20 protein-coding genes and 1 pseudogene are annotated in these 25,708 nt (G+C 69.3%); 9 read left to right on the forward strand and 12 right to left on the reverse strand.

From position 1 onward, the window contains the following. Positions 1-286: 286 nt before the first annotated feature. Positions 287-1,102, forward strand: a complete 816-nt coding sequence (locus tag ACTWQR_RS27905; RefSeq protein WP_443229925.1) for a hypothetical protein — start codon at positions 287-289, stop codon at positions 1,100-1,102. Positions 1,103-1,192: 90 nt separating this feature from the next. On the opposite strand, the gene ACTWQR_RS27910 is transcribed toward ACTWQR_RS27905, so the two are convergent. Next, positions 1,193-2,008, reverse strand: a complete 816-nt coding sequence (locus ACTWQR_RS27910) for an SAM-dependent methyltransferase (protein WP_443229926.1) — start codon at positions 2,006-2,008, stop codon at positions 1,193-1,195. A 239-nt stretch (positions 2,009-2,247) separates the two neighbouring features. Here ACTWQR_RS27910 and ACTWQR_RS27915 point away from each other — a divergent pair, with 239 nt between their 5' ends. Next, positions 2,248-3,465 carry a cytochrome P450 gene (locus ACTWQR_RS27915; protein WP_443229927.1) on the forward strand — a complete coding sequence of 406 codons (1,218 nt, stop codon included), beginning with the start codon at positions 2,248-2,250 and terminating at the stop codon, positions 3,463-3,465. Between the two features lie 77 nt (positions 3,466-3,542). On the opposite strand, the gene ACTWQR_RS27920 is transcribed toward ACTWQR_RS27915, so the two are convergent. After that, complete coding sequence (locus ACTWQR_RS27920; RefSeq protein WP_443229928.1) at positions 3,543-4,517, reverse strand: LLM class F420-dependent oxidoreductase; 975 nt, start codon at positions 4,515-4,517, stop codon at positions 3,543-3,545. A 571-nt stretch (positions 4,518-5,088) separates the two neighbouring features. On the opposite strand from ACTWQR_RS27920, the gene ACTWQR_RS27925 reads away from it, so the two are divergent. Beyond that, the gene (locus ACTWQR_RS27925; protein WP_443229929.1) at positions 5,089-6,549 is read left to right on the forward strand and encodes a hypothetical protein; all 1,461 of its coding nucleotides are present in this window, start codon (positions 5,089-5,091) and stop codon (positions 6,547-6,549) included. A gap of 114 nt (positions 6,550-6,663) precedes the next feature. Here ACTWQR_RS27925 and ACTWQR_RS27930 read toward each other — a convergent pair whose 3' ends face one another. Then, complete coding sequence (locus ACTWQR_RS27930) at positions 6,664-8,028, reverse strand: FAD-dependent oxidoreductase (RefSeq protein WP_443229930.1); 1,365 nt, start codon at positions 8,026-8,028, stop codon at positions 6,664-6,666. A gap of 491 nt (positions 8,029-8,519) precedes the next feature. On the opposite strand from ACTWQR_RS27930, the gene ACTWQR_RS27935 reads away from it, so the two are divergent. After that, positions 8,520-9,434, forward strand: coding sequence for a M56 family metallopeptidase (locus ACTWQR_RS27935; protein ID WP_443229931.1), 915 nt, complete (start codon positions 8,520-8,522; stop codon positions 9,432-9,434). 29 nt (positions 9,435-9,463) lie between these two features. Here the strand turns inward: ACTWQR_RS27935 and ACTWQR_RS27940 are convergent. After that, positions 9,464-9,607 (reverse strand): annotated as a pseudogene (locus tag ACTWQR_RS27940) (c-type cytochrome biogenesis protein CcsB); the annotation flags it as partial. Positions 9,608-10,074: 467 nt separating this feature from the next. On the opposite strand from ACTWQR_RS27940, the gene ACTWQR_RS27945 reads away from it, so the two are divergent. Beyond that, positions 10,075-11,007 (forward strand): DUF5134 domain-containing protein, encoded by a 933-nt coding sequence (locus ACTWQR_RS27945; RefSeq protein WP_443229932.1) that lies wholly within the window; start codon positions 10,075-10,077, stop codon positions 11,005-11,007. Positions 11,008-11,083: 76 nt separating this feature from the next. Here the strand turns inward: ACTWQR_RS27945 and ACTWQR_RS27950 are convergent, their stop codons facing one another. The 3 genes from ACTWQR_RS27950 to ACTWQR_RS27960 form a co-directional block, all read right to left on the reverse strand. Next, positions 11,084-11,647 carry a M15 family metallopeptidase gene (locus ACTWQR_RS27950; RefSeq protein ID WP_443229933.1) on the reverse strand — a complete coding sequence of 188 codons (564 nt, stop codon included), beginning with the start codon at positions 11,645-11,647 and terminating at the stop codon, positions 11,084-11,086. Positions 11,648-12,862: 1,215 nt separating this feature from the next. Next, positions 12,863-13,495: a hypothetical protein gene (locus tag ACTWQR_RS27955; protein WP_443229934.1), complete on the reverse strand. Its 633-nt coding sequence runs from the start codon at positions 13,493-13,495 to the stop codon at positions 12,863-12,865. A 110-nt stretch (positions 13,496-13,605) separates the two neighbouring features. Further along, complete coding sequence (locus ACTWQR_RS27960) at positions 13,606-14,874, reverse strand: L,D-transpeptidase (RefSeq protein WP_443229935.1); 1,269 nt, start codon at positions 14,872-14,874, stop codon at positions 13,606-13,608. 166 nt (positions 14,875-15,040) lie between these two features. Here ACTWQR_RS27960 and ACTWQR_RS27965 point away from each other — a divergent pair, with 166 nt between their 5' ends. After that, positions 15,041-15,241 (forward strand): hypothetical protein, encoded by a 201-nt coding sequence (locus ACTWQR_RS27965; protein ID WP_443229936.1) that lies wholly within the window; start codon positions 15,041-15,043, stop codon positions 15,239-15,241. A gap of 152 nt (positions 15,242-15,393) precedes the next feature. Here ACTWQR_RS27965 and ACTWQR_RS27970 read toward each other — a convergent pair whose 3' ends face one another. Further along, the gene (locus tag ACTWQR_RS27970) at positions 15,394-15,858 is read right to left on the reverse strand and encodes a DUF6069 family protein (protein WP_443229937.1); all 465 of its coding nucleotides are present in this window, start codon (positions 15,856-15,858) and stop codon (positions 15,394-15,396) included. Between the two features lie 210 nt (positions 15,859-16,068). Next, entirely contained in the window at positions 16,069-16,245 is a 177-nt protein-coding gene (locus tag ACTWQR_RS27975; RefSeq protein ID WP_443229938.1) for a hypothetical protein, read from the reverse strand. 885 nt (positions 16,246-17,130) lie between these two features. On the opposite strand from ACTWQR_RS27975, the gene ACTWQR_RS27980 reads away from it, so the two are divergent. Continuing rightward, positions 17,131-17,556, forward strand: a complete 426-nt coding sequence (locus ACTWQR_RS27980) for a DUF6153 family protein (protein ID WP_443229939.1) — start codon at positions 17,131-17,133, stop codon at positions 17,554-17,556. Positions 17,557-17,632: 76 nt separating this feature from the next. Further along, positions 17,633-19,270, forward strand: coding sequence for a multicopper oxidase family protein (locus ACTWQR_RS27985; RefSeq protein WP_443229940.1), 1,638 nt, complete (start codon positions 17,633-17,635; stop codon positions 19,268-19,270). A 231-nt stretch (positions 19,271-19,501) separates the two neighbouring features. On the opposite strand, the gene ACTWQR_RS27990 is transcribed toward ACTWQR_RS27985, so the two are convergent. From ACTWQR_RS27990 to ACTWQR_RS28000, 3 genes are all read right to left on the reverse strand, one after another. Beyond that, entirely contained in the window at positions 19,502-20,527 is a 1,026-nt protein-coding gene (locus ACTWQR_RS27990) for an NlpC/P60 family protein (RefSeq protein WP_443229941.1), read from the reverse strand. A gap of 267 nt (positions 20,528-20,794) precedes the next feature. Then, a complete protein-coding gene (locus tag ACTWQR_RS27995) occupies positions 20,795-21,163 on the reverse strand; it encodes a BlaI/MecI/CopY family transcriptional regulator (protein ID WP_443229949.1) in 369 nt (122 codons plus the stop codon). Between the two features lie 148 nt (positions 21,164-21,311). Further along, on the reverse strand, positions 21,312-22,379 hold the full coding sequence (locus ACTWQR_RS28000; RefSeq protein WP_443229942.1) for a LacI family DNA-binding transcriptional regulator: 1,068 nt from the start codon (positions 22,377-22,379) through the stop codon (positions 21,312-21,314). Positions 22,380-22,827: 448 nt separating this feature from the next. On the opposite strand from ACTWQR_RS28000, the gene ACTWQR_RS28005 reads away from it, so the two are divergent. Continuing rightward, positions 22,828-24,777: a rhamnogalacturonan lyase family protein gene (locus ACTWQR_RS28005; RefSeq protein WP_443229943.1), complete on the forward strand. Its 1,950-nt coding sequence runs from the start codon at positions 22,828-22,830 to the stop codon at positions 24,775-24,777. The last annotated feature ends 931 nt before the right edge of the window (positions 24,778-25,708 follow it).

The following is a 25,708-nucleotide window of genomic DNA, read 5'->3' on the forward strand; positions in this document are numbered from 1 at the left end:
CGCATTGTGCTGTGGCCAGGCCGACGGCGTCATGGTGGGGATCGCGTCGGCCCCTCGCCCGTAGACCACGAGCGCTCCGGGGCGGACGGTTGAGGCGCTGCGCGGGTTGCCTCGGCTTCCTTGCGATGCACGGATGTTGCTGTGTCCCCAATCGGTGACAACGGTGTCATGGGTCGAGGACTTCGCTGTTCCTGGCCAGTGGCGTGACGCATGGTGAATACACAGCAGATCGCCGGAAGGGCCGGGCGCGAACGCGTCCGGCCCACCTACGAAAGGGAACACCAGCATGGTCTCCGCCCGTCGCACCAAGTCCTTCCTCGTCGTCGCCGCCTTCGCCGCGGGCACCACGCTGCTGACGGCATGTCAGAGCGACACCGCGGACGGTGCCGGGGCGTCCTCGGGCAACAACAAGGTCGACGCGTCGGCCGTGGCGGCGGACTCGAAGACGCAGGGCAAGGGGGTCAGCGGGACCTTCGCCGACGGGACGGTGGAGTACCTGGCGCCGGGCAAGTACATCGTCAACGCGGCAGGCAAGGACGCACAGCAGTTCTTCGTCGCCGACGACACGAAGGTGTACGGGGCGGGCACGATATGCGGCGAGTACAACCAGTCCGCCGACACCCCGTGCACGACCGATGACCTGGAGAAGGTCCTCAAGGGCGGTTCCATCGCCGCGGACGTCGTCATGAAGAACGGCGTCGCAACGAAGATCACCGAGCGTCCGGCGCCGGACGAGGGTCCTGCCGTCGACGACAGCGAGGACGGCTCCACTCCCGCGACCGGGGACGAGGACCGGACCGGTGAGGGCACGATCGAGGGCATCAACCAGGGCAAGGGCGTCAACGGCACCTGGTTCGGCACCGTGTCCTACCTCGCGCCGGGCAAGTTCACGGTGTCCGACATGAAGGGCACCAAGCAGCAGTTCTTCGTCGCCGAGGACACCGAGATCTGGGGAACCGGCGACATCTGCGGTGACGAGGACGGACAGGCCGCCACCGCGTGCACCGAAGCCGAGCTGGAAGCAGCCACGAAGGGCGGCGGCGTCTCCGCCGAGGTGAAGATCATCAACGGTACCGCCACCCGCATCACCGACGACCACTGAACCTGCCCGCCGGCCCGCGTACGCCTTGGATCACGCGTCGCGGGGCCGGGACCGAGGTGGACGCGGCAGAACCCTGCTCCGGCTCGACCGTTACGGCTTGCGCCCGACCCCGCACCACATGGGCAACGCGCCGACGGGGGCCGCTTCTTCGGGGTCGGGGCGCCACTGAGGAAGCTGAACGACGCCCGGATCCAGCAGGATGGTGCCGTCGAAGAACCGCGTGACCCCGGAGTGCGAGCGGGGGGTTGCGGCCGCGTGCTCGGCGGCCCGCTCGTTGTACACCCGCATCGACTCGGCGACCTCGTCGGCGCCGATGTCGGACGCCGGATGGGAGAGCACGAGGTGACTGCCGGGCGCGAGAGCGTCGAGGAGGCCCCGGGTGATGGCGTACGGATCGTCGGCGTCCGGGATGTACTGCAGGATCGCCACCAGCATGAGCCCCACGGGCTGTGACAGATCCAGTGTCTCCCGCGCCGCGGTGACAATGCGGTCCACGTCGCGCAGGTCCGCGTCGAGGTAGTCCGTCGCACCGTCCGGGGTGCTGACGAGCAGCGCCCGGGCGTGGGCCAGCACGATCGGGTCGTTGTCGACGTACACCACACGGGCGCCGGGGTCGACCCGCTGCGCCACCTCGTGGGTGTTGTCCGCGGTGGGGATTCCGGTCCCGATGTCGAGGAACTGCCGGATCCCCGAACCCACGACCAGCTTTCGAACCGCCCGTCCCAGGAAGGCCCGGTTGGCGCGGACCGCAGGGATGATCTCCGGATTGGCCGCGGCCGCGAGCTCGGCCGCCTCCTGGTCCGCGGGGTAGTTGTCCTTGCCGCCGAGCCAGGCGTTGTAGACGCGGGCGGGATGCGCCACGGAGGAGTTGATGGGCGCGATCCCGCCCGTTGACCGCTCGCTCATCGCTCTCGGCTCCCCACTCATCGTCAACTGCCCGCTGGGGCACACAGCAACCAATTCCGTACCCCCAACTCCCCGGACACGTACCGGAGTTCCCCGGGCTGACGTCGGCGGTCCGGCAGATGAGTACAAGTGGCTCGTGAATGGACTGGCGCCTCCACGTCCCGGCCCGGAACCTGGAGGACAGCTCCCCATGAGTGACTTCACCGGGAGGCCGATCCTGATCACGGAGGCCTTGAACAGTGAACGACGCCACTGGCGACGCCCGCAAGATCGACCGCCGAACCGACCACCGAACCGTCCCGGCAACCTGCCCCGTCAGCCAGGCCAGTGACGGCACGTGGCAGGTGCGCGGTTACGCGCAGGCCCGGGCCGTGCTGCGCAGCACCGGCACCCTTCAGGCGGGGCTCGGCATCGAGACCGTGGAGAAACTGCCCGCCCGGGTACGGCGTCCGGTCCTCTATCGCGACGGGCCCGAACACCGTGAACACCGACGCCAGACCGCGCGGTACTTCACGCCCCGCCGGGTGGAGGAGCACTACCGCGACCTGATGGTACGGATCGCCGAGGAACAGCTCTCCACGCTGCGCGCGGCAGGTACGGCACAGTTGTCCGAACTGAGCTTCGGCATGGCGATCGACGTGGCGAGCGCGGTCATCGGCCTGACGAACAGCAGACCCGGCATCCGCGGCAGGCTGGAGGCCTTCTTCCCGGAGAAGTTCGGCACTCCCGGCCTGACCAGCCTGCACGGGCTCTACTGGCTGCTGCGCCAGAACGCCAACTGGCTGCGCATCCACCTCGCCGACGTCCGCCCCGCGATCCGAGCCCATCGCCGCGAGCCGCGCGACGACCTCATCTCGCATCTGATCGCGGAGGGCTGCTCAGACGTCGAGATCCTGGGCGAGTGCCTTACCTTCGCCGCAGCCGGAATGATCACCACTCGCGAATTCATCTGCGTCGCGGCATGGCACCTGTTCACCGACGACCAGCTGCTCGACGCCTACCGTGCGGGGGACGAGCCGCAGCGCCTCGCCATCCTCCACGAGATCCTGCGGCTGGAACCCGTGGTGGCACGCCTGAGCCGCCGCACCACCACCGCCCTCGAACTCACCGGCCCCGACGGACCGGTCACCATATCCGCCGGTGAACTGGTCGACATCTTCCTCGACGACGCCAACACCGACCCGCACGCCGTCGGCCCCCGTCCGCTGTCCGTCTGCCCAGGTCGCACCTTCGACGAACGCGCGGGTACGAGCGCGGGCGCGGGCGGACTGTCCTTCGGCGACGGGGCACACCGGTGTCCCGGAGCCCCCATCGCGATCCTTGAGACCGACATCTTCCTCAGCCGCCTCTTCGCACTTGAAGGAGTCCGGATGACGACAACGCCCCGCGTCACCTTCAAAGACGAGATCGGCGGATACGAGATCCGCGATCTGACCGTCGCAACCGACCGGCCCTGACCACGGCACGGCCGCTGCCCCCGCCGACCGAACGCTGAACGAGCCCCAAATCCCGACCCTGGCCCGTGGCCGGGACGTCATCCTCCTGAGCAGTGCGCCTGATCGGCCAGCGCGGTCAGAGTTCGTTCTCCTGCCGGGTCGGCGGCGGTGGCGGGGACCACGGCGATCTCGTCCAGACCGGCCGTGGCGTACGCGTCGATGCGGGCGCGGACGGTGGCGGCGTCGCCCACCAGGGCCACGGTGCTCGCGGCCTCGAGCGGGAGCCTTGCGAGCAGCGTGTCCGAGTCGGCGCCGGAACGCGCCAGTTCCACAGCTTCACCGAAGCCGGCCGCGGCGAACATGTCGCTGTAGCCCGGCACCGTCAGATAGCCGACGACGCTCCGCAGGATCTGCGTGAGGGACTCCGGTTCCGGGTCGACGGCGGCGGGCAGCCAGGCGGCCAGCCGAGGCGGCGTTCGGCCCGACTGCTCGGCGGCCACGGTCAACTTGGCCCGCAGTTCCCGCACTTGCTCCGGGGAGACCACGTCGAGCAGCATGCGATCGGCATGTTCGGCGGCCGTGGCGATCGCGCGGTCACCGAACGCCGCCACAGTGACCGGGCCACCGGGCGGCCGAAGGCGCCGGCGGAAGGCACTCGCGGGCACGATCGCCTCGCCCGGCTCGGAGCGCATCAGGCCGCCTACCGCCTCGGCGGTCTGCGCCAGTACGGCCGCGGGCCGGGTACGGGGCCGGCCGTGCACGCCTTCGACGACCCGCTTGCTGGACGTCCCCAGAGCCACCCCGACCGGACGACCGGTGACGGCGGCGGCCGACGCGGCGCCTCTGACGATCGTCAACGGGTCGCGTACGGAAACGGCCACGGGTCCGGCCGTCAGGGCGACCCGCCCGGTGGCCAGCCCGATCGCCGTGGCCAGGACGAACGCGTCCCACGTCGGGCCCTCCCCGGCCCACACCTCGCGATACCCGAGCCGGTCGGCGAGCGCGGCGACCCGCAAGGGCTCCTCGACCGGGCTGTCGTCCTCGCGCGCCGCGGCGACCACGCTGATGTCCATGAATTCACCGTAGTCGAGTGCCCCTTGAGGGCTTGCGGAGAGTCGAGGTGCGTCTCAGAATTCAGGCCCCTGTGTGCCCCTCGGCCGGGTGCGGGCGGCACGGCCACCTTGATGCTCGGCACCCCTCGGCACCCTCGCGGAGAGCGCCGAGCAGGCCGGAACACGACTGGCCGCCCGCCTACCGGCAACGCCATCCGGGTGTTCGGGCCCGTATCCGTGAAGTCGACCTGGGCGACTCCGTTTATGGCATGTCGGTCAGTGGAGCCGTTATGGGCTCGTCCAGAAGTCCCGCCAAGGCATCGCCCAGTGCCTCCTGCCCTCTGCCACGTGGCCCGAAGACCGTCCCTCACTCCTTCGGGAGAGCCGCTCCGCCGGGTGCCACGCTCGGCTGGTGGATCCCCACGGCCACCGACAGCGTGAAGGGGACCCAGGCGGGGAGACCGTCACCCGCCGAAGCGTTGAGTGAGGCCGGACCGTGCAGGAATCACGCTTGATCTCCGGCTCGCGACTCGGCGTGCCGGGCGAGGCACAGGAGCGGACGCGAGAGCGCCGGGGGTCCGGAGCACGGCCGATGCGCGGCCGCCGATCCGGGGCAGCGGCCCGGCGTCCACTGCTCTGGCTGGCGGCCGTCCCCGCCGCCTTCACTCTTGTCCAGTTGGTCCTGGTGGTACGGGGTCTGGGGCTCGGCTGGGACGAGACGGTGTACGTCAGCCAGGTCGGCCCGCAGGCCCCGGCGGCGTTCTTCAGCGCGCCCCGGGCCCGGGGCATCACCTACCTTGTCGGTCCCGTCGCGGCGCTGACCACCTCCACCCTGGCGCTCCGCGTCTATCTGGCCCTGCTGTCCGGCTGTGGGCTGTTCGGCGCGCTGTGGGTATGGCGGCGAATCCTGCCCCCGCAGCTGCTCGCGGTCGCCGGTGCCCTGTTCGCGAGCCTGTGGGTCACGGTGTTCTACGGCCCGCAGGCGATGCCCAACCTCTGGGTCGCCTACGGGGCGCTCGCCGCGGTCGGCTGCTTCCTGCGAGCTGTCCGCGACCCCGGTGACCGCCGGGCCCTGATCGGCCTGGTCGCCGCGGTGGCCTTCACCGCCCTGATGCGTCCCACCGACGCGGTGTGGCTGGCCCTGTCCCTCGCCGTGGCAGCCGTGCTGATGCGGGCAAAGCGTCGGCCGCTGCTGCTCGTGATGCTCGCCGTGGGGATGGCCCTCGGCTGGGTCGAATGGGTCGTCGAGGCGTACGTACGGTACGACGGCCTTTTCGCACGGCTGCGGCGGGCCAGCGAGATCCAGGGCCACCTGGGGGCGTACTTCGCCGTTGACGACCACGTACGCGCGCTGGCCGGGCGCACTCTGTGCCGCCCCTGCGACGTGTCCTGGCGGCACCCTGTCACCGGTCTGTGGTTCCTGGCCCTGCCCCCGCTCGTGGCGGGCGGCGTCCGGTCAGCGGCCCGCACTCGCCACCGCGGGGGAATCCTCCTCGCGGCCGGGGCCGGGCTGGCCCTTGCGGCGCCGTATCTGTTCACCGTCGGCTATGCGGCGCCGCGGTTCCTGCTGCCGGCGTACTCGCTGCTGAGCCTGCCGGTGGCGCTGTGCCTGATCCGCGTGTGGCGCGTCCGGTCGTCGTGGCGTCCGGCCGTTGTGGCTCTCCTCGTCGTGGCGGTGTTCGCGCACCTGGCGATCCAGTACCGGCTGCTCGAAGGAATGGTGGACCGGGTACGCGCCGACACCGCCGACCGCACCCGAATCGCCGCCGGGCTGCGTGCTCAGGGCGTGCGCCCGCCCTGTGTGATCACTGGCGACGAAGCGATCCGGGTCGCTTTCCGCACCGGCTGCGCCTCCCGCCAACCCGGCGGCCACGACGCCAGCATCACGCCGGACGGTCTCGCCGCGGCGGCCCTGCGCCAGCCGGTCGCGGTGCTGGTCGCCGGCGAGCGACGCCCCCCGGCGTACGCCCGCCACTGGCGCATGCACCCTCTCCCGGACTTGGGCCGCCTGACCGGCTATCGCGCATACCTGTCCCCAACAGCCCGCCCCTGAGCTGAGCGGCAGTCCCCGAGCATGAACGGATGGGCCCGGCGGCATGGCCGCCGGGCCCATCGCGTCGGCTCCTGGCGGTCACGCCACCCTGCCGAGACGGAAACCGCTTCGCGCTTACGCGCCGCTTGCCTCGATCATGCCGTCACGCTCAACGATCTTCACGCGTTCGCGGCCCTGCGGCTCGCCGAGCGCCTTCTCGGCGGCGTCCAGCCGGTACCAGCCCTCCCAGGTCGTGAAGCGGACGTTCCGCTCGACGAGGAACGCTTCCACGGCCTCCGGGGCGGGCGAGGCGGGTGCCTGCAGGCGGCTGTTCGCGTGGTCGTCCAGGAGACTCGCGACCGTCTCGTTGGCGTCGCCCTTGGTGTGGCCGATCAGGCCCACCGGACCACGCCGGATCCAGCCGGTGACGTACGTGGACTTCAGGTGTTCGCCGGTCGCCTCGATGACACGTCCGCCCTTGTTGGGGACCGTGCCGGACTCGACATCCCAGGGCAGCTTGGGCAGTTTGTCGGACAGGTAGCCCACGGCGCGGTAGATCGCGGTGACGTCCCAGTCCTTGAACGTGCCGGTGCCCTTGACGTTGCCGGTGCCGTCGAGCGCGGTGCGCTCGGTGCGCAGGCCGACGACTTCGCCGTTCTCGCCGAGGATCTCGGTGGGCGACTCGAAAAAGTGCAGGAACAGCTTGTGCTGCCGGTCGCCGACGTCGCGGATCGCCCAGTTCTCCAGCGTCTTGGCGACCATGTCGGCCTGCTTGTTGCCACGCCGGGTCGCGATCGAGCCGTCGTCGTAGTCGATGTCCTCGGGGTCGACGATGACCTCGATGTTGGGGGAGTGGTCCAGTTCCCGTAGCTCCATCGGGCTGAACTTCGCCTGCGCCGGGCCACGGCGTCCGAAGACATGAACCTCCAAGGCCTTGTTGGCCTTGAGGCCTTCGTGGACGTTCGGCGGGATCTCGGTCGGCAGGAGTTCGTCCGCGGTCTTGGCCAGGATGCGCGCCACGTCGAGCGCGACGTTGCCGACACCGAGAACGGCGACCTTCTCGGCATCGAGCGGCCAGGTTCGCGGCACGTCCGGGTGACCGTCGTACCAGGAGACGAAGTCCGCCGCCCCGTACGAGCCGTCCAGGTCGACGCCGGGTATGTCGAGCGCGCGGTCGGCGGTCGCACCCGTGGAGAAGATCACCGCGTCGTAGAAGGTGCGCAGGTCGTCCAGGCTGATGTCACCCGGGTAGTCGACATTGCCGAAGAGGCGGATCTGCGGCTTGTCGAGCACCTGGTGCAGGGCCGTGATGATGCCCTTGATCCGGGGGTGGTCGGGGGCGACGCCGTAACGGATCAGGCCGAACGGGGCAGGCATCCGCTCGAAGAGGTCGATGGACACACCGGGCTCGGCGGCCACGTCGGACTTCAGCAGGGCGTCGGCAGCGTAGATCCCTGCGGGCCCGGCTCCGACAATTGCTACCCGCAGAGGGCGCGGCATGATTGGGTTCCCTTCGAGTGATGGCAGGCGACTCGTCGGCAACCCTAAACTAAGGCAAGCCTAACTTGGTACGCGGGTCGGATCTATGACCTCATAAGGCCGCTTTATGGGTACGCCGAGCGCCGCAGGCCGTCGCCCTCGACCAGGGGGGCCTGCTCGAACACGTGGGCTCGGCGACGACCCGAGGCCACTGGCTGGGCTCGGTGCCGGATGCCGGGTCCCCGACGTCTACAACCGGGTCCCCGACGGCCCTGCAAATGGAGCGGCGTCCGCTGCCGAAACGAAGGCACCTCATTCGGCGGCTGGGGTACGTTGAGGCGGAGATCATGGATGCCATGACCGTGGGCGACATCACCCGACAGTGAGGGCTTGCTGGTGCGCGAACAGATGCAGAGCCGGGCCTGGCCGCGCGAGCAGGTCCGCACTCGCGAAGACTCTCCCGCGGCTCGCGGACATGACCCCCTGCGCACCGCGGGGAGGTGCGGAAGCGCATGAACGCGGCCCCCGCACTCATCGGCTACGCGGCCGCCGTCGGTGTCGCGGCTCCACGTCTCCTGCTGCGCACCACCTGGACGCACCGTTCCCCCAACCTCGCCGTCGCCACCTGGCACGCGCTGACCGTGTCCTTCACACTGGCGGTTGCGCTGGCCGCCTACCACCTCGCCGTGCCGACGGAACACCTCCACGCGGGTGTGGTCGGCATCCTCCACACCTGCGGACTGGCCCTCGGCACCGGCAGCACGCCCAATCCGGACACAGCGGACGCGCTGGCGATCGCCCTTCCCGTCTCGCTGATGCTGCTCCTGTTCGGATCCTTCGCCCACCAGGTCGTACGCGCCCGCAGGGCACGCTCGCGGCACCTGTACATCCTGGACGTCGTCGGCCGCCGCTCGGCCACACTGCGCGCCACCGTCCTGGAGCACGACCTGCCCGCCGCATACTGCCTGCCCGGCCGCCACCCCCGCGTCGTCGTCAGCCGAGGCGCCCTGCGCCTGCTGTCAGACGACCAGCTCGACGCCGTACTGGAACACGAGCGGGCTCACATCGCGGGCCGCCACCACCTGGCCATGGCCACCGCGGAGGCGTTCGCGCAGGTTTTCCGGTGGCTGCCGCTGGCCCGGCACGCGCGGGAGCAGACCGCGATGCTCCTGGAGATGAGCGCCGACGACCGTGCGATGCGCTGCCAGTCGAGCGAGGTCCTCGCCACGGCCATGTACGAGATGGCCGCCGCGAAGGTGCCCCAGGGCGCTTTCTCCGTCGGCGGGCCCGCCGCCCTCGCCCGGCTCCAGCGCGTACTGGCTCCGCAGCGGCGTCCGCATCCGGCGCTGTCTCTCTCGATGGCGGCGGCGGCCGCGACCGTGCCGCTGATCCCCCTGCTCGTCGGCTGCATTCCGACCATGGGGTAGGCCCGGCCGCCATGCGGGCCGGGGGCGCTTCACACGCCCGCGTACGAGTGCGGCCCGGTGATGAAGATGTTCACGCCGTAGTAGTCGAAGACGATCGTGGTGAACGCCGCCAGACCGAGGCGGGCGGCTCGGTGGCCCTTCCGCCTGGCGGTGGCGCGGGCGTGGAGGCAGGCGTGCTTGCGGCGGGCACCGTGCTCCCGCCGACGCCGACGCCGACGCCGACGCCGGTCGTCCGGACGACCCGCACCGCCGCCAGTTCCGGTTGTGCCGTGCGGTCCGTACGGGTCCTGCGGTCCGTGCGGTCCGTGCGGTCCGTGATGGACGATAGGCGGGAGGGTCTGCCATACCGCGAGAGGGGCGTGCTGTGCCCTCAGTGCGCCCTGCGGCCCCGCTGTCGATCCGGTCGGTGCGCAGCCGGGACAGGCTGCCCTCGACCGCCCGGTCTTTGCCGCCCGGGACGGCCGCCTGGGCCCCGATGTGGAACGCCGACCGCGGAAACAGCCCGTCCCATGAACGGTCATCAACTCCGCTCCGTACTAAAGGCATCAGTAGTTGATCGCCGGAAGGGCCGAGGCTGCTGTACCGCGAGTCGGTGTTCGACCGAGCCCGCTCGCCAGTTGGCTGATGCGGAAGGGTGACGATGGGAAGTCTGTCTCTGAGCTGGTCCGTGGCGCTGATCGCCGTTCTGGTGGCCGCCGTCAGCATGGTTCGGGTGGTTACCACCAGAGGCGGGGCGAGGTTCGCCGCGGGGGGCGATCTGCTGATGGGCGTGTGCATGGCGGCGATGGCGCTGCCTGCGACCGCGGCCTGGTACGCCGGTTACGGCATGTGGTGGGCGGTGGCGTTCGCTCTTCTCGGCCTCGGCGGTGTGGTGATGGCGGTACGTCACACGAAAGACGCCGGCTGGGGGCGTGGCCGCCACTGGGTGCACCTCATCATCGGCAGCGCCGGCATGGTGATCATGACGCTGGCCATGACGAGTACGTCCTCCGGGCCGGTACTCGCGCTGGGGACCTCCATGGCGGACATGCCGGGTATGGAGCACATGGCCGGCATGGAGAACACGGCAGCCGATACGGGACACATGGCCGGTATGGAGACGATGCCCGGCATGGAGGGCATGGAGGGCATGGAAGGGATGGACATGCCGGGCATGACCGCCGCTGCCGCCGGCGGCACGTCGGCCGCTTCCGATGCGACTTCGGCATGGCGCTTCGTTGTCGGCGCGCTCGCCGTCTACTTCCTGCTGTCGATCGGCGCGTCCGTGTGGGCCCGGGTTCGCGGTACCGATCGGTCGGCGTCCGCGGCAGGCCGCCGCGAGGGCGGCCGACGCAGGTCCTGGGTTCGGTGGGTGCTCGCCATGCCGGACACCGTGGTCGTCTTCCTGGCCTCTCTGACCATCTCGGTTTGGGACAAGGCCCGGACCGCCCGCGGGCACGGTGGCGGTCCGGGTGGCCGCGTCGGCGGCCACGGTCGGCGCCGTCGGCTCGGTGCCGCGCCGGACGCGGCCCTGGCCGCGCACATCGGCATGGGAGGCGCCATGTCCGCGATGCTGCTGATGATGGTCGCTTGACCAGCCGCGGAGCCGGCGCCCACCAGGGCGTTCCGGTCGTGGTGTCAACTGGGCGTCGTACGGGTGCCGTTGGTCGTCACGGCGACGTAGGGGCCGACTCCTTGAAGGGCACGGACGGATACCCCGTGTCGAAGTGCATGTAGTCGGGTACGTCGATGTCCTGCCACACCCACCCTTCATCCTTGAACGCCTGCCACACGACACCCCCCTCGAGAATCTTTCCCTTCCCGGGCGCGCGCTTGCTGTTCTCAGCGCTCGGGTTCCAGCGCTTGGTCCGCAGGTCTTTCCACGGGTTTTCGAGCGGATTGATGTCGATGGCTCGGCCGTTGGCGTGGGGCGACTCGTTCGCCGGGGCGTTGATCTGGTCGGGGCGGCGGCAGTTGAACGCGGAGGTGTTGTCGTCGGCCAGGCTCGCGTTCACGTCCCCGTCGTAGTTCTCCATGGGCCGCATACGGCGAATCGGGAAGCGCTCGTCGAACAGCCGCGTGAAGATCCGTACGACGCCGGCCGTCACGTCGGCGTTGACGACGAGGACACCGCGGCGCACCTCGCCTTCGAAGTCCACGTAGTTGATCTCTATCCGGCGCAGTGTCTCCCGGGTCGCGGGACAGCCCGCGCGCCACAGATCCGCGGCCTTCATGGCGCGCCACTGCTCGGCCGAGACCTCTTCGACGACGGCGTTCGCGCTTGAAACGGCGGCAGTAACGCGTCAGTCGTGTGCGTAGGAAGTGCAGGGTCAGCCGGGGGCGCAGGGCCAGGCTTCCCAGGCCGCGCAGGAGGAGCCCGCGGCCGTGGATTCGTAGGACATGTCGACGGTGGGCCGCCGGATCGGTCACACCTACGAGGAAGCCGACCGGTTCTCCATGTATCTCGGCTATGTAGCCGCGCGAATGGACGCTGGTCAGGTAGCTCGCGGAGTACGCGGCCAGGAACCCCGGACCGAGACGGGCGAAGAAGCCGTCGGGAAAGTGCTTCAGGTGCTGCTCGACGACGAAGGGAATGTGCTCGGGATCCATGAACCTGACGACAGGGCCAGGGGATCCGGTTCTGGTGGAACCGCGGCTGGAAGGAGGCTGTGCGGGGCTCGGTTGTGAGTCGCTGTTCGGGTCGGCATTCATGAGGACAAGCTACTAAGCTACTAAGTAATAACTGAGTAGCCTCGCTCTACTGGGCATTGGGGGCGCTGGGTGGTCGCCGGGATGGCCGGGGTGTACACCGTCGACTGCGCGGCCGGGCTCGCCTGCACCGCGTACGCCCTCGGGCGACTCCGGCGGGCGGGCGCGGTACGTGGTCTGGACGGCCGACGGTTGATCGGTACGCATCTGAAGCCGGCCGTCGCCTGCCCTGCCTGGAGCCTTGGTCGCGTACTTGATCGCCCACTGGTGCGGCGGGTGTCTCGGCGACGGACCGGCCGGCGTTCTGGCGGGTCTGGCCCTCGGCGGCACGGCGCTTGCCCTGTCCGTCCCGGTACTCGCCGGTCCACGGCGCATCGTCGAGGTCGAGGAGATCGCCGGCCCGCTGCTGCGCCGCCGTCGCCACCGGTCCACCGCGAGGTCGCGACCATGGCCGACTTGGACTTCGACGAGTTCCGCACCACCCACCTCGAGCGGCTGGTGGCCATCGTCCACACCGTGACCGGCGACGCCGCCGAGGTCGAGGACGCGGCACAGAAGGCGTTTCGCCAGGACCTGGCTGCGCTGGGGCCGGCTCACCGCCGCCGACGACCAGATGCCCTGGATCCGTACGGTGGCGATGCGCCTGGCCGTGAACACCTGGCGCAAGTCCCGCAACCGCGTCCGTGCCCATTTCCGTCACGGTCCGCTGCCCGACCCGCCCGGCCCCGGGCTGCTGAGCCTCAGGACATGCCGGGCATGCCCTCCATCTCGTCGGACGATCCGGACCCGCCCGAGGTGTCACCGGATGAACCGGAGCCGCCCGAGGACATCGCGGCCTTCTCCCCGGCCGGCGTGACCGCGTACCACTTGCTGTCCTTGGCCTGGCCCTTCATCTCACCGGCCTTCGCGTCGCCCATGTAGCGGTACAACGGACGTCCGGCGAGGGTGAGTTGCTTCATTCCGTCCGAGCGGTCCACCGAGCCGACGAGACTCTGCTCCACGCCCATCGCCTTGACGGAGTCCTGGGCCATGACCGGCATCCAGGTCTTCGCACAGTCACCGGTGCACATCGACTTGGACGGGGACGCCTGGTCCATCTCGTAGCGATAGAGGGTCATCCCTTTTTCGTCGGTGACGAAGGTGCCCATGCCCTCCATCTCCTTTGTCATCAGCATTGCGGTGGTGGCCATGCCCATGCTGTCCGCATCCCCCTCACCGCTGTCGGCCGGGGCGGAGGACTCGGGAGCCGAGGAGGCCGCGGCGGCGCCGGAGTCCGTATCGGAGGAACTGTCCCCGGAGCCGCCGCACGCGGTCAGCAGGAGTGCGGAGGTGACGCCTGCGGCTGCGGCCAGGACAACACGTTGCCGGATCACGGAATTTCCCTTCACTGATCTCTCTCTGACTACTTACCCCCTTAGTACGTTCGGATTGCTTGGACCGTTCAGCCACATGTGTTTCGGCGTGACAGAGCCCGGCGAGGACGTCAGGCCAACGCGCTGCCCTGCTTCCACGCCTCCCAGTCGACGTTCCAGGCGCCGTAGCCGTTGTTCACGGCCACGACGTCCGTGGACTTGACGACGGTCACGGGGTCGCCGTAATTCACGCGGTCGTAGAACCACTTGGCGTTTGCGGTGCTCAGGCCGATGCAGCCGTGGCTGGAGTTGACCTTGCCGAACTTGCCCTCGTTCCACGGGGCGGCGTGGGCGTAGGTGCCGGAAGGGGTGAGCTGGACGTCCCACTTCACGGCCCCCAGGTCGTACGCCTCGGGGCCGAAGATGCCGACCGTGGCGGAGTTCATCCGGATCGTCGGGACCTTGCTCAGCACCACCATGGTGCCGTTCCAGGTCTCGAAGGTCTTCTTGCCCGTGGAGACCGGGAGGGTCTTGACGACCTTGCCGTTCTCGGCCACGGTCATCGTCTTCTTGATCACGTCCACCGTGCTGACGACCGACTTGCCGACCGTGAAGTCGATCTCACGCTTCTGCGTGCCGACCAGGTCGCCGTTCTTCAGGCCGACCAGGTCCATCCGCAGCTTCACGTCGGTGCCGGGCTTCCAGTACTCCTTGGGCCGGTAGTCGACCCGGTCCTTGCCGTCGCGGTCCTTCATCCAGCTCCACGCACCCTCGACGGCCGGGGAGGAGGTGACGCTGAGCTTGCGTTCCACCGCCGCCTTGTCCTGGATCGCCTTGTTGAAGACGATCGACACCGGAAGGGCGACGCCGACGGTGGCGCCCTTGCTGACGTTGTACGTGCCGACGAAGATCTCGTCCTTGCTCAGCGTGGTGAAGCTGCTGGTGCGGGTCGTCTTCTTGCCGTCGGAGGCGGCGAGTTGGGCCTTGAGCGTGTAGGTGGTGCCGTACCCGGTGGCATGGGCCGAGGTCCAGGAGGTGCCGTCGGAGGACAGTGCGCCGTCGAGTGCCTTGCCGTCACCGGCGGTGACGGCGACCGACGTCAGTTTCCCGTCGCTCGGCTTCACCGTGAGCGGTTCATTGGGTATGACGTCCTTGCCGTCCGTGGCGGGAGAAACCGTGACGACAGCCGACCCGGTCCTGCCGGAACCCGCGTCCGCCTCTGACCCGGGCTTCGAATCCGAGGTCGGCGATTCCTTCGAGGCGCCCGAGGCGCCATCGGCGGACTGGCTGCAGGCCGCCAGGGTCACGACTCCGGCCAGGGTGAGCGCGGCGAACCCCAGCCGCCTGCGCCGAGGTCGTCGCTGTGCGGGCTCCAGGTGCCCTCGTCGCCTGTCTTGCACGTATCGTCCTCCACGTCCGAGATCCAGCTAAGTAATTTAGTAGACGAATGGCAGATGCACTCGGTTCCCCCGGTCGAGGGTGCGTGATTGAAGGTGACGGCTTGCGCGGGCGGCAACTCGGCCTGGGTCGCGGCAGCCGAGGTCAAGCAGGTGTGATGATGTGCATGTGGCCAACCGCATCAGTACGTTGATCTCAGCCTTCGGCGTCCTTGCCGGCACGATGCTGCTTCTTCTCGGCGTTCGTGAGTACCGGGCGGGAGCATCAATTCTCTGGGTGGGGTGGGGAGTTCTGATCTTCGCGAGCGCCGTCGTGGCGCTTGTGCGCGACGTTCGCCGCTCCCGCGAGAACGCTTCGGCTGAAGCCTGACTTTGGGTCCCGTGCCCTTTGTGGTGAGGGCCGTTGATCCGAACAGCCCGATACCCTCGGCCGCTGCCGAAGGTATCGGGCTGTTCGGATCGTGGGCTGGTCACTGCGGGAGCGGAGTCGGCGACCCGTGCCGGGCTCGGCTCCGGCCGGTGTCATCGGCGCTGGTGGGAGAGCTGGCGTGCCAGCGGAGGAATGATCACGGCGGCGGCCACCACGTGGGAAACGGCGAGGATGACCTGGGTGGACGTGGCGGTGTGCGGGGCAAGCGCCGGGCCGGCGAGAGACAGCGCGGTGAGCGCGAGGGTGGTGACCACGAAGGTGCGGGCGGGCCGCCTGGCCCAGCGGGCGAGGGCCGCCGCAAGGACGACGCCGACGATCGACCAGAACAGTACGCCCCCGGCGAAGCCGCCCACCGGGATCGCCGCGGCCTCTGTGGCCCCGGGACTGGCCGCGTTCATCGATACGCCCGCGCCGCGGGCGACGAGCGCGAACGCCTCGGTCACGATGGCACCGGCGAAGGTGGCCAGGGCACCGACCTGCCACACGGGGCGCGTGGCGAGCGACCGGGTGGACGGGGAAGAGATGGTGGTCCGGGTCTGGGGCACGGTCACGCTCATGGCACTGTCTCCTGTTTGTCGTTGGGGCTTGGTGTGCCTTGCGTTGAGGTAGACCGAGAGGCGCCACAGAACTCAGCGGTCGCCGGACGACTTTTTTTGGAGGATTTCCGTGCCGGGACGGATGAACGGATGGGCCAGGCAAGAAGGGCTGACGCAGCAGGGGCCCCTCGGCGCGTTGATGACGCTGTCAGGGACCCCGCCGCGCTCAGATCAGCTCAGTGGCCGGTCTGCGAGATCTTCGCGCAGCTCGTTCAACTCGGCCGACGAGGCGGGTCGGTAGGTGTCGCCCCGTGGGTTCGGCGAGCCGCCCCGCGTCATGAACCACATCATCAGGCCCATGCCGAGCGGACAGACCAGCAGGAGCAGCGGGTAGAGCGCCTCGGGCATGGTGACCTCCGGGTGGGGCGGGAACTCCCTCTGGGTGCGGCGCCGCCGACAAACAAGTAACTACTAAGTAATTTAGGCTAACTGCTGCTCCAATGCCAGTGCCAACGGCCGGGTCGGGTGATCGGCGCCCCCGGCGGTCGAGATGGGCCCGTCACCGCAGCCCGCATTGCAAATCCGCGAAGCCTTTCGTGTCGAACCTGCGTCTGGCCGGACGGATCCGGCGCGGATGGGTCGACGGATGCGATGTGACGCTGAACGGGTAGCTTTTCAGTTACGTACCCATGAGTAAGGAAGGGTGGATCCGTGGATCGAGGGCCGGCGGCCTCCATTCGTATGGCCCTCGGTCCGCAAAGGGGAGGAGTTGCATGACGGCGATCGCGCGCCGATCTCCCGCGGGGCTGGTGATGGTTCCCGCGGTCGATGCGCTTACTAGGGTAGGTCGGGTTGATTGCCGTCCTCCGTGCCTCTGAGGTCACCCTGCGGGCGGATTCCGGCTTCCGTGCGGCTCTGGTATCCGCCCATTCGCGGGTGATGTTGGGGTCTGGGTATTGTCCATATCTACTAACCTGTTTCGTTCTGATGTCGGCTGCGGGTGCTGTCGGCGGGCCTCGGTGCCCGTCCCGGTCCCGTGAGCGGCACGGTGGACTCCGGTCGTGTGCCAGCGCGGCCGGTCGGCGGGGCGCGGCCGCGGGGTGGCGCACAGGAAGCGGCACGCAAGTGCCGGGCGTTGTCCGCGGCCGCGGCCCTGCTGGATTCGTAGGGGCCGTCCGAAGGAGGGTGGGCCGGGTGGCAGACCGCCCACACCCCCCAGGGGTATAGTGGCGGAATCTTGGTGCCCGGACGCGACTGTGCGGCGCGACGGGTACGGAAACACAGGCGGAGACGATGGCGATACGGGCAGCTCACGGTGGCGGCAGTGCTGTCCGCTGGGCGTACGGGGCGTTCCTCACCCTGTGTGTCGTGCTGGTCGTGCTCGTCCATCACGAGACGCCGATGGCCGATGTCTCGTCGATGCGGGGCTCCGCCCATGCCGCCCATGCGATGGCCACTGAGAGCCCCCAGGTCGTCGCTGATGGCCCCGAGGCCGTCTCGGGAACCGCCGCGCACGGCGCCGATGCCGGTTCCTGTGGCATGCCGGGCATGCAGCACTGCACCACGGCGAGCGTCGACTCCGTGCAGCTCGCCCTCCCCGGCCAGAGTCAGTTCGACCCGCTCGCGTACCTGCGCCAGGACGCGGCGGAACGGGCGCCCGCCGGCGTCGTCGGCCGTGCTCCGCCCGATCTGTCCGTCCTCTGTCAACTGCGTATATAGGCCGCGCCGGACGGCGCGCGATGTGCCGTCACCTCCGCGACCACATCGGCAGTTTCGACACAGAGGACACAACGCAATGGACAGCATCAACCGCCGCTCCGTCCTGCTCACAGGGCTGGGCGTCGCCGGCGCGGGCGCTCTCGCCGCCTGCAGCAGCGGCTCGGGTTCCGGCAGCGACACGGCCCTCGTCAACCCTTCCGGCTCGGCGGTCGCCGCCGCCGAGAAGAATCGCACCAGCACCGGACGGCAGCAGAAGCTCACCCTGACCGCCGCGCCCGCCAAGATCGACCTCGGCGGCGGCGTCATGCCCAGGACCTGGGCGTTCGACGGCCGAACCCCGGGCAAGGAGGTCCGGCTCTCCGTCGGCGACACCCTGGTCGCCGAGTTGTCGAACCAGCTCCCGAACAGGACGACCACGTCGATCCACTGGCACGGCATCGCGCTGCGCAGCGACATGGACGGCGTGCCGCCCATCACTCAGACCGCGGTCCGGGCCGGCTCCACCTTCAGCTACCGGTTCATCGCCGACGCCCCCGGCACGTACTTCTTCCACCCCCACGTCGGCCTCCAGCTCGACCGTGGTCTGTACGCTCCGCTGATCGTCGAGGACCCCAAGGAGACCCTCGCGTACGACGACGAGTGGGTCGTCCTCCTGGACGACTGGGTGGACGGCGTCACCGGCACGCCTGACGAGGTCTTCGCCGAAGTCAGGCAGGGGATGGGAGGCATGGGCGGCATGGACATGGGGGACGGCGGCAGCCCCAGTTCGAGTTCCAGCGCCGGCTCCAGCGATATGGAAGGCCACGATATGGGCGGCATGGGCATGGATGGTTCCGGCTCTCCGTCCTCTGCCGCCCCGTCCGGCGGTATGTCGATGAAGTTCATGCTCATGGGGGCTGAGAGCGACCTCCTCGGTGGCGACGCCGGCGACGTCAAGTACCCGTACCACCTGATCAACGGTCGTGTGCCGGCCGACCCGGATGTGTACAGCGGCAAGCCCGGCAAGAAGGTGCGGCTGCGGATCATCAACGCGGGCTCGGACACTGCGTACCGGGTGGCACTCGGCGACCACAAGCTGACCATCACCCACACCGACGGCTTCCCGGTCCGGCACCAGGACGTGGACGCTCTCCTGGTCGGCATGGGGGAGCGCTACGACGTGCTCGTCACCCTCGGCGACGGGGTCTTCCCGTTGGTCGCCCTGGCCGAGGGCAAGGACGCGAACGGTCTGGCCCTGGTGCGTACCGGCTCGGGGGGCAAGCCGTCCGCGACCGTCCGTCCGAAGGAACTCGACGGCGTGATCATGACGGCGTCCCAGCTGCGTGCCGCCGACGACGTGCGGCTCAAGTCCGCCAAGACCGATGTCACGCACCGCATCGAGCTCACCGGCGGGATGGACAAGTACGACTGGGCCATCAACGGCAAGCCCTTCGACATGGGCAGTCCCGAAGCGAACCCGATCCTCGTCGAGGAGGGGCAGCGGGTGCGGCTCGACTTCGTGAACGACACCGACATGTGGCACCCGATGCACCTGCACGGCCACACGTACCAACTCGGCGGCTCCGGACCGCGCAAGGACACCGCGATCGTGCTGCCCAAGAAGAAGCTCTCCGTCTTCTTCGACGCCGACAACCCGGGCCAGTGGATGCTGCACTGCCACAACGCGTACCACGGAGAGGCCGGGATGATGGCGAACGTGGCCTATCAGGCCTGATCTCTTGGCGGCGGCGTCCGGGCGGGCTCACTGGTTGCCGGTGGGTGCGTCCGGACGTGGTCGGGAGGTGGCGTCGACGCCTCCGACGCTGCCGCCGTGTTGGACGACCCGCTCCCGCACGCGGTGAGAATCAAAGAGGCAAGCGCGGCGCCCGCGACGGCGAGCAGAGGGCGAAGAGCTGGCGTGCGGTTACGGAACTTGCTTGCGTGATACGGGTGTCGGTGTGCGCGCTCAGGGCCTGCTCGCGGCAAAGAACGGCATGCTGTCGAGGGGGACGATCTCGACGTTCTTGCCGGTGCGGGGCGCGTGGATGGCCTTGCCGTTTCCGACGTACATGCCGTTGTGCTGGGTGCTGTTGTACCAGTAGATGATGTCGCCGGGTTGCAGGTCCGACTTGGCGACCTTGCGGCCGGCGTCGTACTGCTGCTGGACGGTGCGCGGCAGCGAGACGCCCGCCGCCCGCCAGGACGCGCCGGTCAGTCCGGAGCAGTCGAAGGAGTTGGGGCCTGTCGAGCCCCACTCGTAGGGCTTGCCGAGCTGCGCGTACGCGAAGTCCAGTGCGGCCTTGGCGCGGCCGCTCGCCGGGCCGTTGTACGTGGCGGCCGCGTCGCTGCTGCCCGAGGCGGCGTCCGCCTGCTTCTGGTCGGACTCCATCTTGGCGCGCTGCTGGGCGGTGAGGCTGTTCAGAAGCTTGCGGGCCTCGGTGAGCTTGGTCTGGATGTCGTTCTTCTTCTCGGCCGCCTGGGTGCGGGTCTCCTCCAGGGCCTGGAGGCGCTTCGTGACGGCCGCGCGTTCCTGGGTGAGTTCGCGCTGCTTGCCCTGCATGGTCCGCAGGGCGTCGGCCTGCCGAGCGCTGGTACGGCCGACCATCTCGGCCTTGTCCAGGTAGTCGTCCGGGTCGCCGGAGAGGAAGAGCTGCACGCTCGGGTCGATTCCGCCGCTGCGGTACTGCTCAGCTGCCAACGGGCCTATCTTCGCGCGCAGTTCGTTGATCTCCTCCTGCTTGCGGGCCAGGCGGTCCTGCCCGCGGTCGGCCTCACGCTGGAGCTTCTTCTGCTCCTCGCGGATGCCGTTGTACTCCTCGGTGGGCGCCTCGGCTTCTTCGTAGAGCTTCTCCACCTGCTTGCGCACCTCGTCCATCGAGGGCTTGGGGGCGGCCTGGCTCTGCGTCGGCAGGAGACTGACCGCGCCGGCCGCTATGCCGAGGGTGGCGAGCCGGGCCCGACTGGGCGGCTTCGGCCGGCGGTGCGTTCCCATGCCGTGGGTACTCCTCTGCTCGTCTGCAAGTGGGCTGTGCGTGCGTGGATTGCGTCGCCCAAACGAGTGGAAACTTAGTAGGTTCGTAGAACAACTGGCAAGCCGTACCCCGAAAAGCGAAGTTTCGCCGGTCGTTGTCCTGGTCCGGGAGGGCAAGGGCAAGGCTGGGGGATGGCGATGGCTGACAGGGGGGCGGGGCCCGTAGCCACACGCGCATATGGCGCGCAGCGGGTCGGCCCGCCGGGCAACGACGAGGGTGGGCCACGGTCAGTCCTTGGCTCGACGCCCCGCGCTCCGCAGGGCCTTGCGCAGGGCGGCCATCTCGTCCTCGGACATGTTCTCCACGAAGTGGGACAGGGCCAGTGAGCGGTCCTCGCTGGCGCCCAGCGCGTCTTCCATGAGCGCGGCCGAGTAGGCCTCGCGGCTGCGTACGGGCGCGTACAGCCAGGCGCGGCCCTGCTTGGTGCGTAGCAGCCAGCCCTTGTTGTAGAGGATGTTGGCCACGGTCATGACCGTGGTGTAGGCGACTTCCCGGTGCTTGTTGATGTCGTCCACGACTTCACGCACCGTGGCGGGACGGTTCCACTTCCACAGGCGGTCCATGATCTCCGCCTCGAGATCCCCCAGCCGCCGCATGGTCATGTCCTCTCCGCCGTTGTTGTACGCAGGTCCATAGTAGACGGGAGAGTGCTCGTTCACCGAGCCGATGAGACCGCGAACGTGTTCCGCTACGGCATGGAGGCAGGTGTCCTCACCGGCGCCGCTCAGGGCACTCCACAGGCCGTCACGCTCCCAACCGGCGGCGGACCGAGTCGCGGACGACGATGTGGGTGCCCAGAAGGACGTGCTGGGGGGCACCGGGCGTCGCGTTCTTGAGCGCCAGTCGCACGGCCGTGCGGCCCAGTTCCTCGTGCGGGACGTGAACGGTGGTCAGGTCGATGTCCGCGGCCGGGGGGAGATCGTCGAATCCAACCATCGAGACATCGTCGGGAATGCGCAGCCCGCACTCGCGCAGCGCGTCGCGCGCGCCGGCGGCGATGAGATCGTTGCCGGCGAAGACGGCGGTGAAGTCTCGCGGCCCCATGTCGAGCCGCGCACGCATCATGCGGTAGCCCTCGCTGCGCTCCATCGTGCCGTCGGCCTCGAGCCCGGGGTCGTGCGGGACGCGGTGCTCGGCCAGTGCGGCGCGGTAGCCGGCGATCCGGCTGTCGGGTGTGGTGTATCCGGTGCGGCGTCCCAGGAAAAGGATGCGTCGGTGGCCCGCCGAGAGCAGGTGACTGGTGAGGGCGTGAGCGCCGGCCGTGTTGTCGTACTCGACCACGACGGCCGGCACGTCGGGTCCCAGCGGGGGGCGGCCGCAGAGCACGAGCTGTGAGCCGGCCCGGGCGAGCGCGCGAGCGTAGCTCGCCATGCGCTCGCGATAGGCGTCGTCGGCGACGATGTTCCCGACGAGGATCACGGCTTCGGCCAGCTCCTGGCGCATCAGCCGGATGGCGGCCAGCTCCCGCTCGGGGTCGCCGCCGGTCGTGCCGACGATGCACAGCCGGCCTTCCCGCGTGGCCTCCTCGTGCACGCCCTGCGCGACATGGGCGTAGTGCGGCGAGATGACGGAGTTGACCACGATGGCCACGCTCTTGGGCCGCGCCCCCGCGAGTCCTCTGGCGTGGGCGTTCGCCACGTAGTCGAGCTCGCGTACGGCGCGCATGACCTTGGCGCGCGTGGCGGGGGCGCTGGGGTAGGTGTCGGAGAGGATCCGGGAGACGGTGGCGACCGAGACGCCTGCGTGCTTGGCCACGTCGCGGATCGTCGCGAGGCGGGGCCGCCCGTCGTCCGGCGCGGTCCGGCGAGGCATCGGGCCTCCTGGGTCCAGCACTTGTATGTAACCGTTTCCGCTCGATGGTCGTGCATATGAGCAGCCGCGTCAATACGGGTGGTGGGTCGCAGGTTTCGTCCAGCAGGGCAATGACCTGGAGAGATCGCGCTTGGCGGACGCCATTGACATTGCCGCGTCGGACAGTCTTGACGAGTACTCGTCACGATGCTTCCATCACAGCTGTGTAAACGGTTTAACTTCCGGGGTTTCGGGCCCGAGCCGAGGGCTGGACCGATCCGATCCGACGGCCAGGGTGGGTACCGGCGATCGGAAGCGCCGGAACGAGCGCGGCAACCACGGGACGGTTCACCGACGCTCGATCGACGCGAGGGCCACACCGGTGAGGCGATCACGAGCCGTCGAGCCCGATCCGCACCCCGTACACCCGCACGACGAACTCGACCGCGAGCAACTCAAGGAGGTTGTCATGCGCTCAAAGCATCGGTGGAGAGCCGCCCACCGGGTACCCGTCACCATCTCGGCGGTTCTGGCCGTCTGCGTCACGCCGGCCGTCGGCCCGGCGAGCCCTGCCTCGCCCGGCGCGTCCGCGGCCACCACCACGGTCGCAGCCCCAACCCCCGCAGGCGATGCGGCCGTGCAGGCCGGGCGCGTGATGGAGAACCTCGGTCGCGGGGTCGTGGCCGTGCGTTCCAGCAACACCCAGGTTCTGGTCTCCTGGCGGCTGCTGGGACTCGACCCGGAGGGCATCGGGTTCAACGTGTACCGGTCCACCGGCGGTGGCGCGTTCGTCAAGCTCAACTCAAGCGTCCTGACGGGCGGGACCAACTACCAGGACTCCACGGCCGATCTGGCGCGGTCCAACAGCTACCGAGTGGCTCCGGTCGTCGGCGGGCAGGAGCAGGCGCCCAGCGGAGCCTTCACTCTGACGGCCAGCCACACCGTGGAGCCCGTGGTCCGCTTGCCGTTGCGCTCCGGCGGTCCGGTGAAGTTCGTCTGGGTCGGCGACCTCGACGGCGACGGCGAGTACGACTACGTGGTGGACCGTCAGACCTCTCCTCAGAAGCTCGAGGCCTACAGCAGCGACGGCGACTTCCTCTGGGAGGTCGACATGGGGCCGAACAGCCAGAACCAGGACAACATCGAACCGGGATCGTCCGCGATCGACCTGGGCCACTGGGACGGCGTCACGGTCTACGACTTCGACAGTGACGGCCGTGCGGAGGTCGCCCTGAAGATCGCCGACGGCGTCAGGTTCGGCGACGGGACGACCTGGACGCACGACAACGACGCGCGGCAGTTCATGGCCGTCCTCGACGGCCGGACCGGAGCGCTTCGAAACTGGTCCGCGGTGCCGACCACCTACCTGGGCGACGGTCCGATGGCCGCGCGTCTCGGGGTGGCGTATCTCAACGGCACCACGCCGAGCCTGGTCGCCTACATGAAGAACCGGCGCGACGACGGAGCCTTCAACCTCATGATGGGCGCCTGGAAGTTCGACGGCGATTCGCTGGACCGCCAGTGGACCTGGGAGCGAGGCAACCAGGACGCGCCCGACGGGCACAACACCCGCGCCATCGACGTCGACGGTGACGGGACGGACGAGGTCGCCGAGATCGGGTTCGTACTCAATGGCAACGGCTCCCTGCGCTACTCGATGGGCCCCAAGGGCGTCATCCACGGCGACCGCTTCCACCTCGCCGACATGGACCCCAGCCGCCCGGGCCTGGAGGGCTACGGCGTGCAGCAGGACAACCCGAGCGGCCTGCTCGAGTACTACTACGACGCCGCGAACGGCTCCGTCATCTGGAAGCACAACGGTGGCCCCGCCGACGTCGGTCGCGGCATGGCGGGCGACGTAGACCCGCGCTTCCCCGGCATGGAGGTCTGGTCCTTCTCGGGCCTGTACAACGCGCCCACCAACAGACTCACCGAACCGAACGCGTCACTGCGCCCGTGGCCGCAGCTGGGGCTGTGGTGGGACGGTGACCTCACGATGGAGCTGCTCAACGACGGCAAGATCGAGAAGTGGGACCCGGCGCGCCCGACGTCGAGCGGCAGTCTGCCCCGGCTGGTCAGCACCTGGAACTACGGCGCGGTCACGGCCGCACAGGGCGGGCCCACCTTCGTCGGCGACATCCTCGGCGACTGGCGTGAGGAAGCCGTGTACACCAACGCGTCGCACAACGAGTTGATCATCTTCTCCACGAACCAGCCGACCAACACCCGGCTGTACACCCTGGCGCACAACCCCGCCTACCGAAACGCCATGACGTTCAAGGGCTACATGCAGTCCCATCACGTCGACTACTTCCTCGGGGCCGGCATGGCCACGCCGCCTCGGCCGAACATCACCTACGCGGGGGGCGGTGCCGCCACCGTGGGAGCATCGGCCCGCCCGGCCGGCACCCGCAGGTAGGCCTGTCTCCCGGCGCCATCTGTTTGTCGATTTGGCGTCCACAGGTCTGCCCTGGTCGACACAGGGTTTCTGATCGGGAGCTCGCGCGAAGACCGACGCATGACAGCAGGGTCTCTTGGCGGCTCGGGGTGCGCACTGAACCGAGCTGCCAAGAGGCCCTGGCCTCGCCCCGAGAAGCTGGTTGGCACGGGTGAAGACCATCCGGGCAGCGTCGTAGCCCAGCGGGCGAAAGGGCCGACGAAGCGTCCACCACAACGGCTCCGACGGGCGCTTGAGGACCACGCCCATCGTCTGGTCCTCGGGCGCGACCAGGCCCTGCTGGACACCGAGCAGCTCAGAAGCGCGGGCGCCGGTGGAGATGTAGAACGCGATCAGAGCCCTGTCCCGGTTGCACTGCGATGCGGCGAACAAGTCGTTCAACGCCGGGTCAGGAATGATCCGCGGAGTCGGCTTGGCCTCCTCGGGCTGATACGTCCCCTGCCGGGAGGGCCGCCGGAACGACTGCATCGGGCTGTGATGCGTTCGGGCTCCCCGCCTCAGCAGACCCGCCCTGGGGCAACGTTGATCAGCGGACGGCCGTGGGTCTCACGGTGGTACTCGGAGAACGACCGGATCACCGCGCGAGCGTGCCGCCTGGTCCGAGCGGCACAGGTCTCACCCGACGCGGACTTCCCCACCGGCGGACGCCCCCGACCAGTCGACCTCGGCATGCCCGTCTTCACCGACGCCGCGCCACCGCTTCAACGGATGCGCAAGAATTCAGGTCGCAAGGCTGACCACCCCGCACAACCGAAGCACCCACCGGGTCGTGTCCCTCGTCGTGGTGTTGGGGATCAACTGGCGGGCGCGTTCGGGGTGTTGGGTAGCGCGGGGGCGCTTTCGGGGAGTTCGCGGTAGATCTCGCTCATGCTGCCTTCGGGGAGGTAGCGGC

Origin of the sequence: Streptomyces sp. 2A115 (genome assembly GCF_052245575.1) — a bacterium.
Classification (GTDB): Bacteria; Actinomycetota; Actinomycetes; order Streptomycetales; family Streptomycetaceae; genus Streptomyces.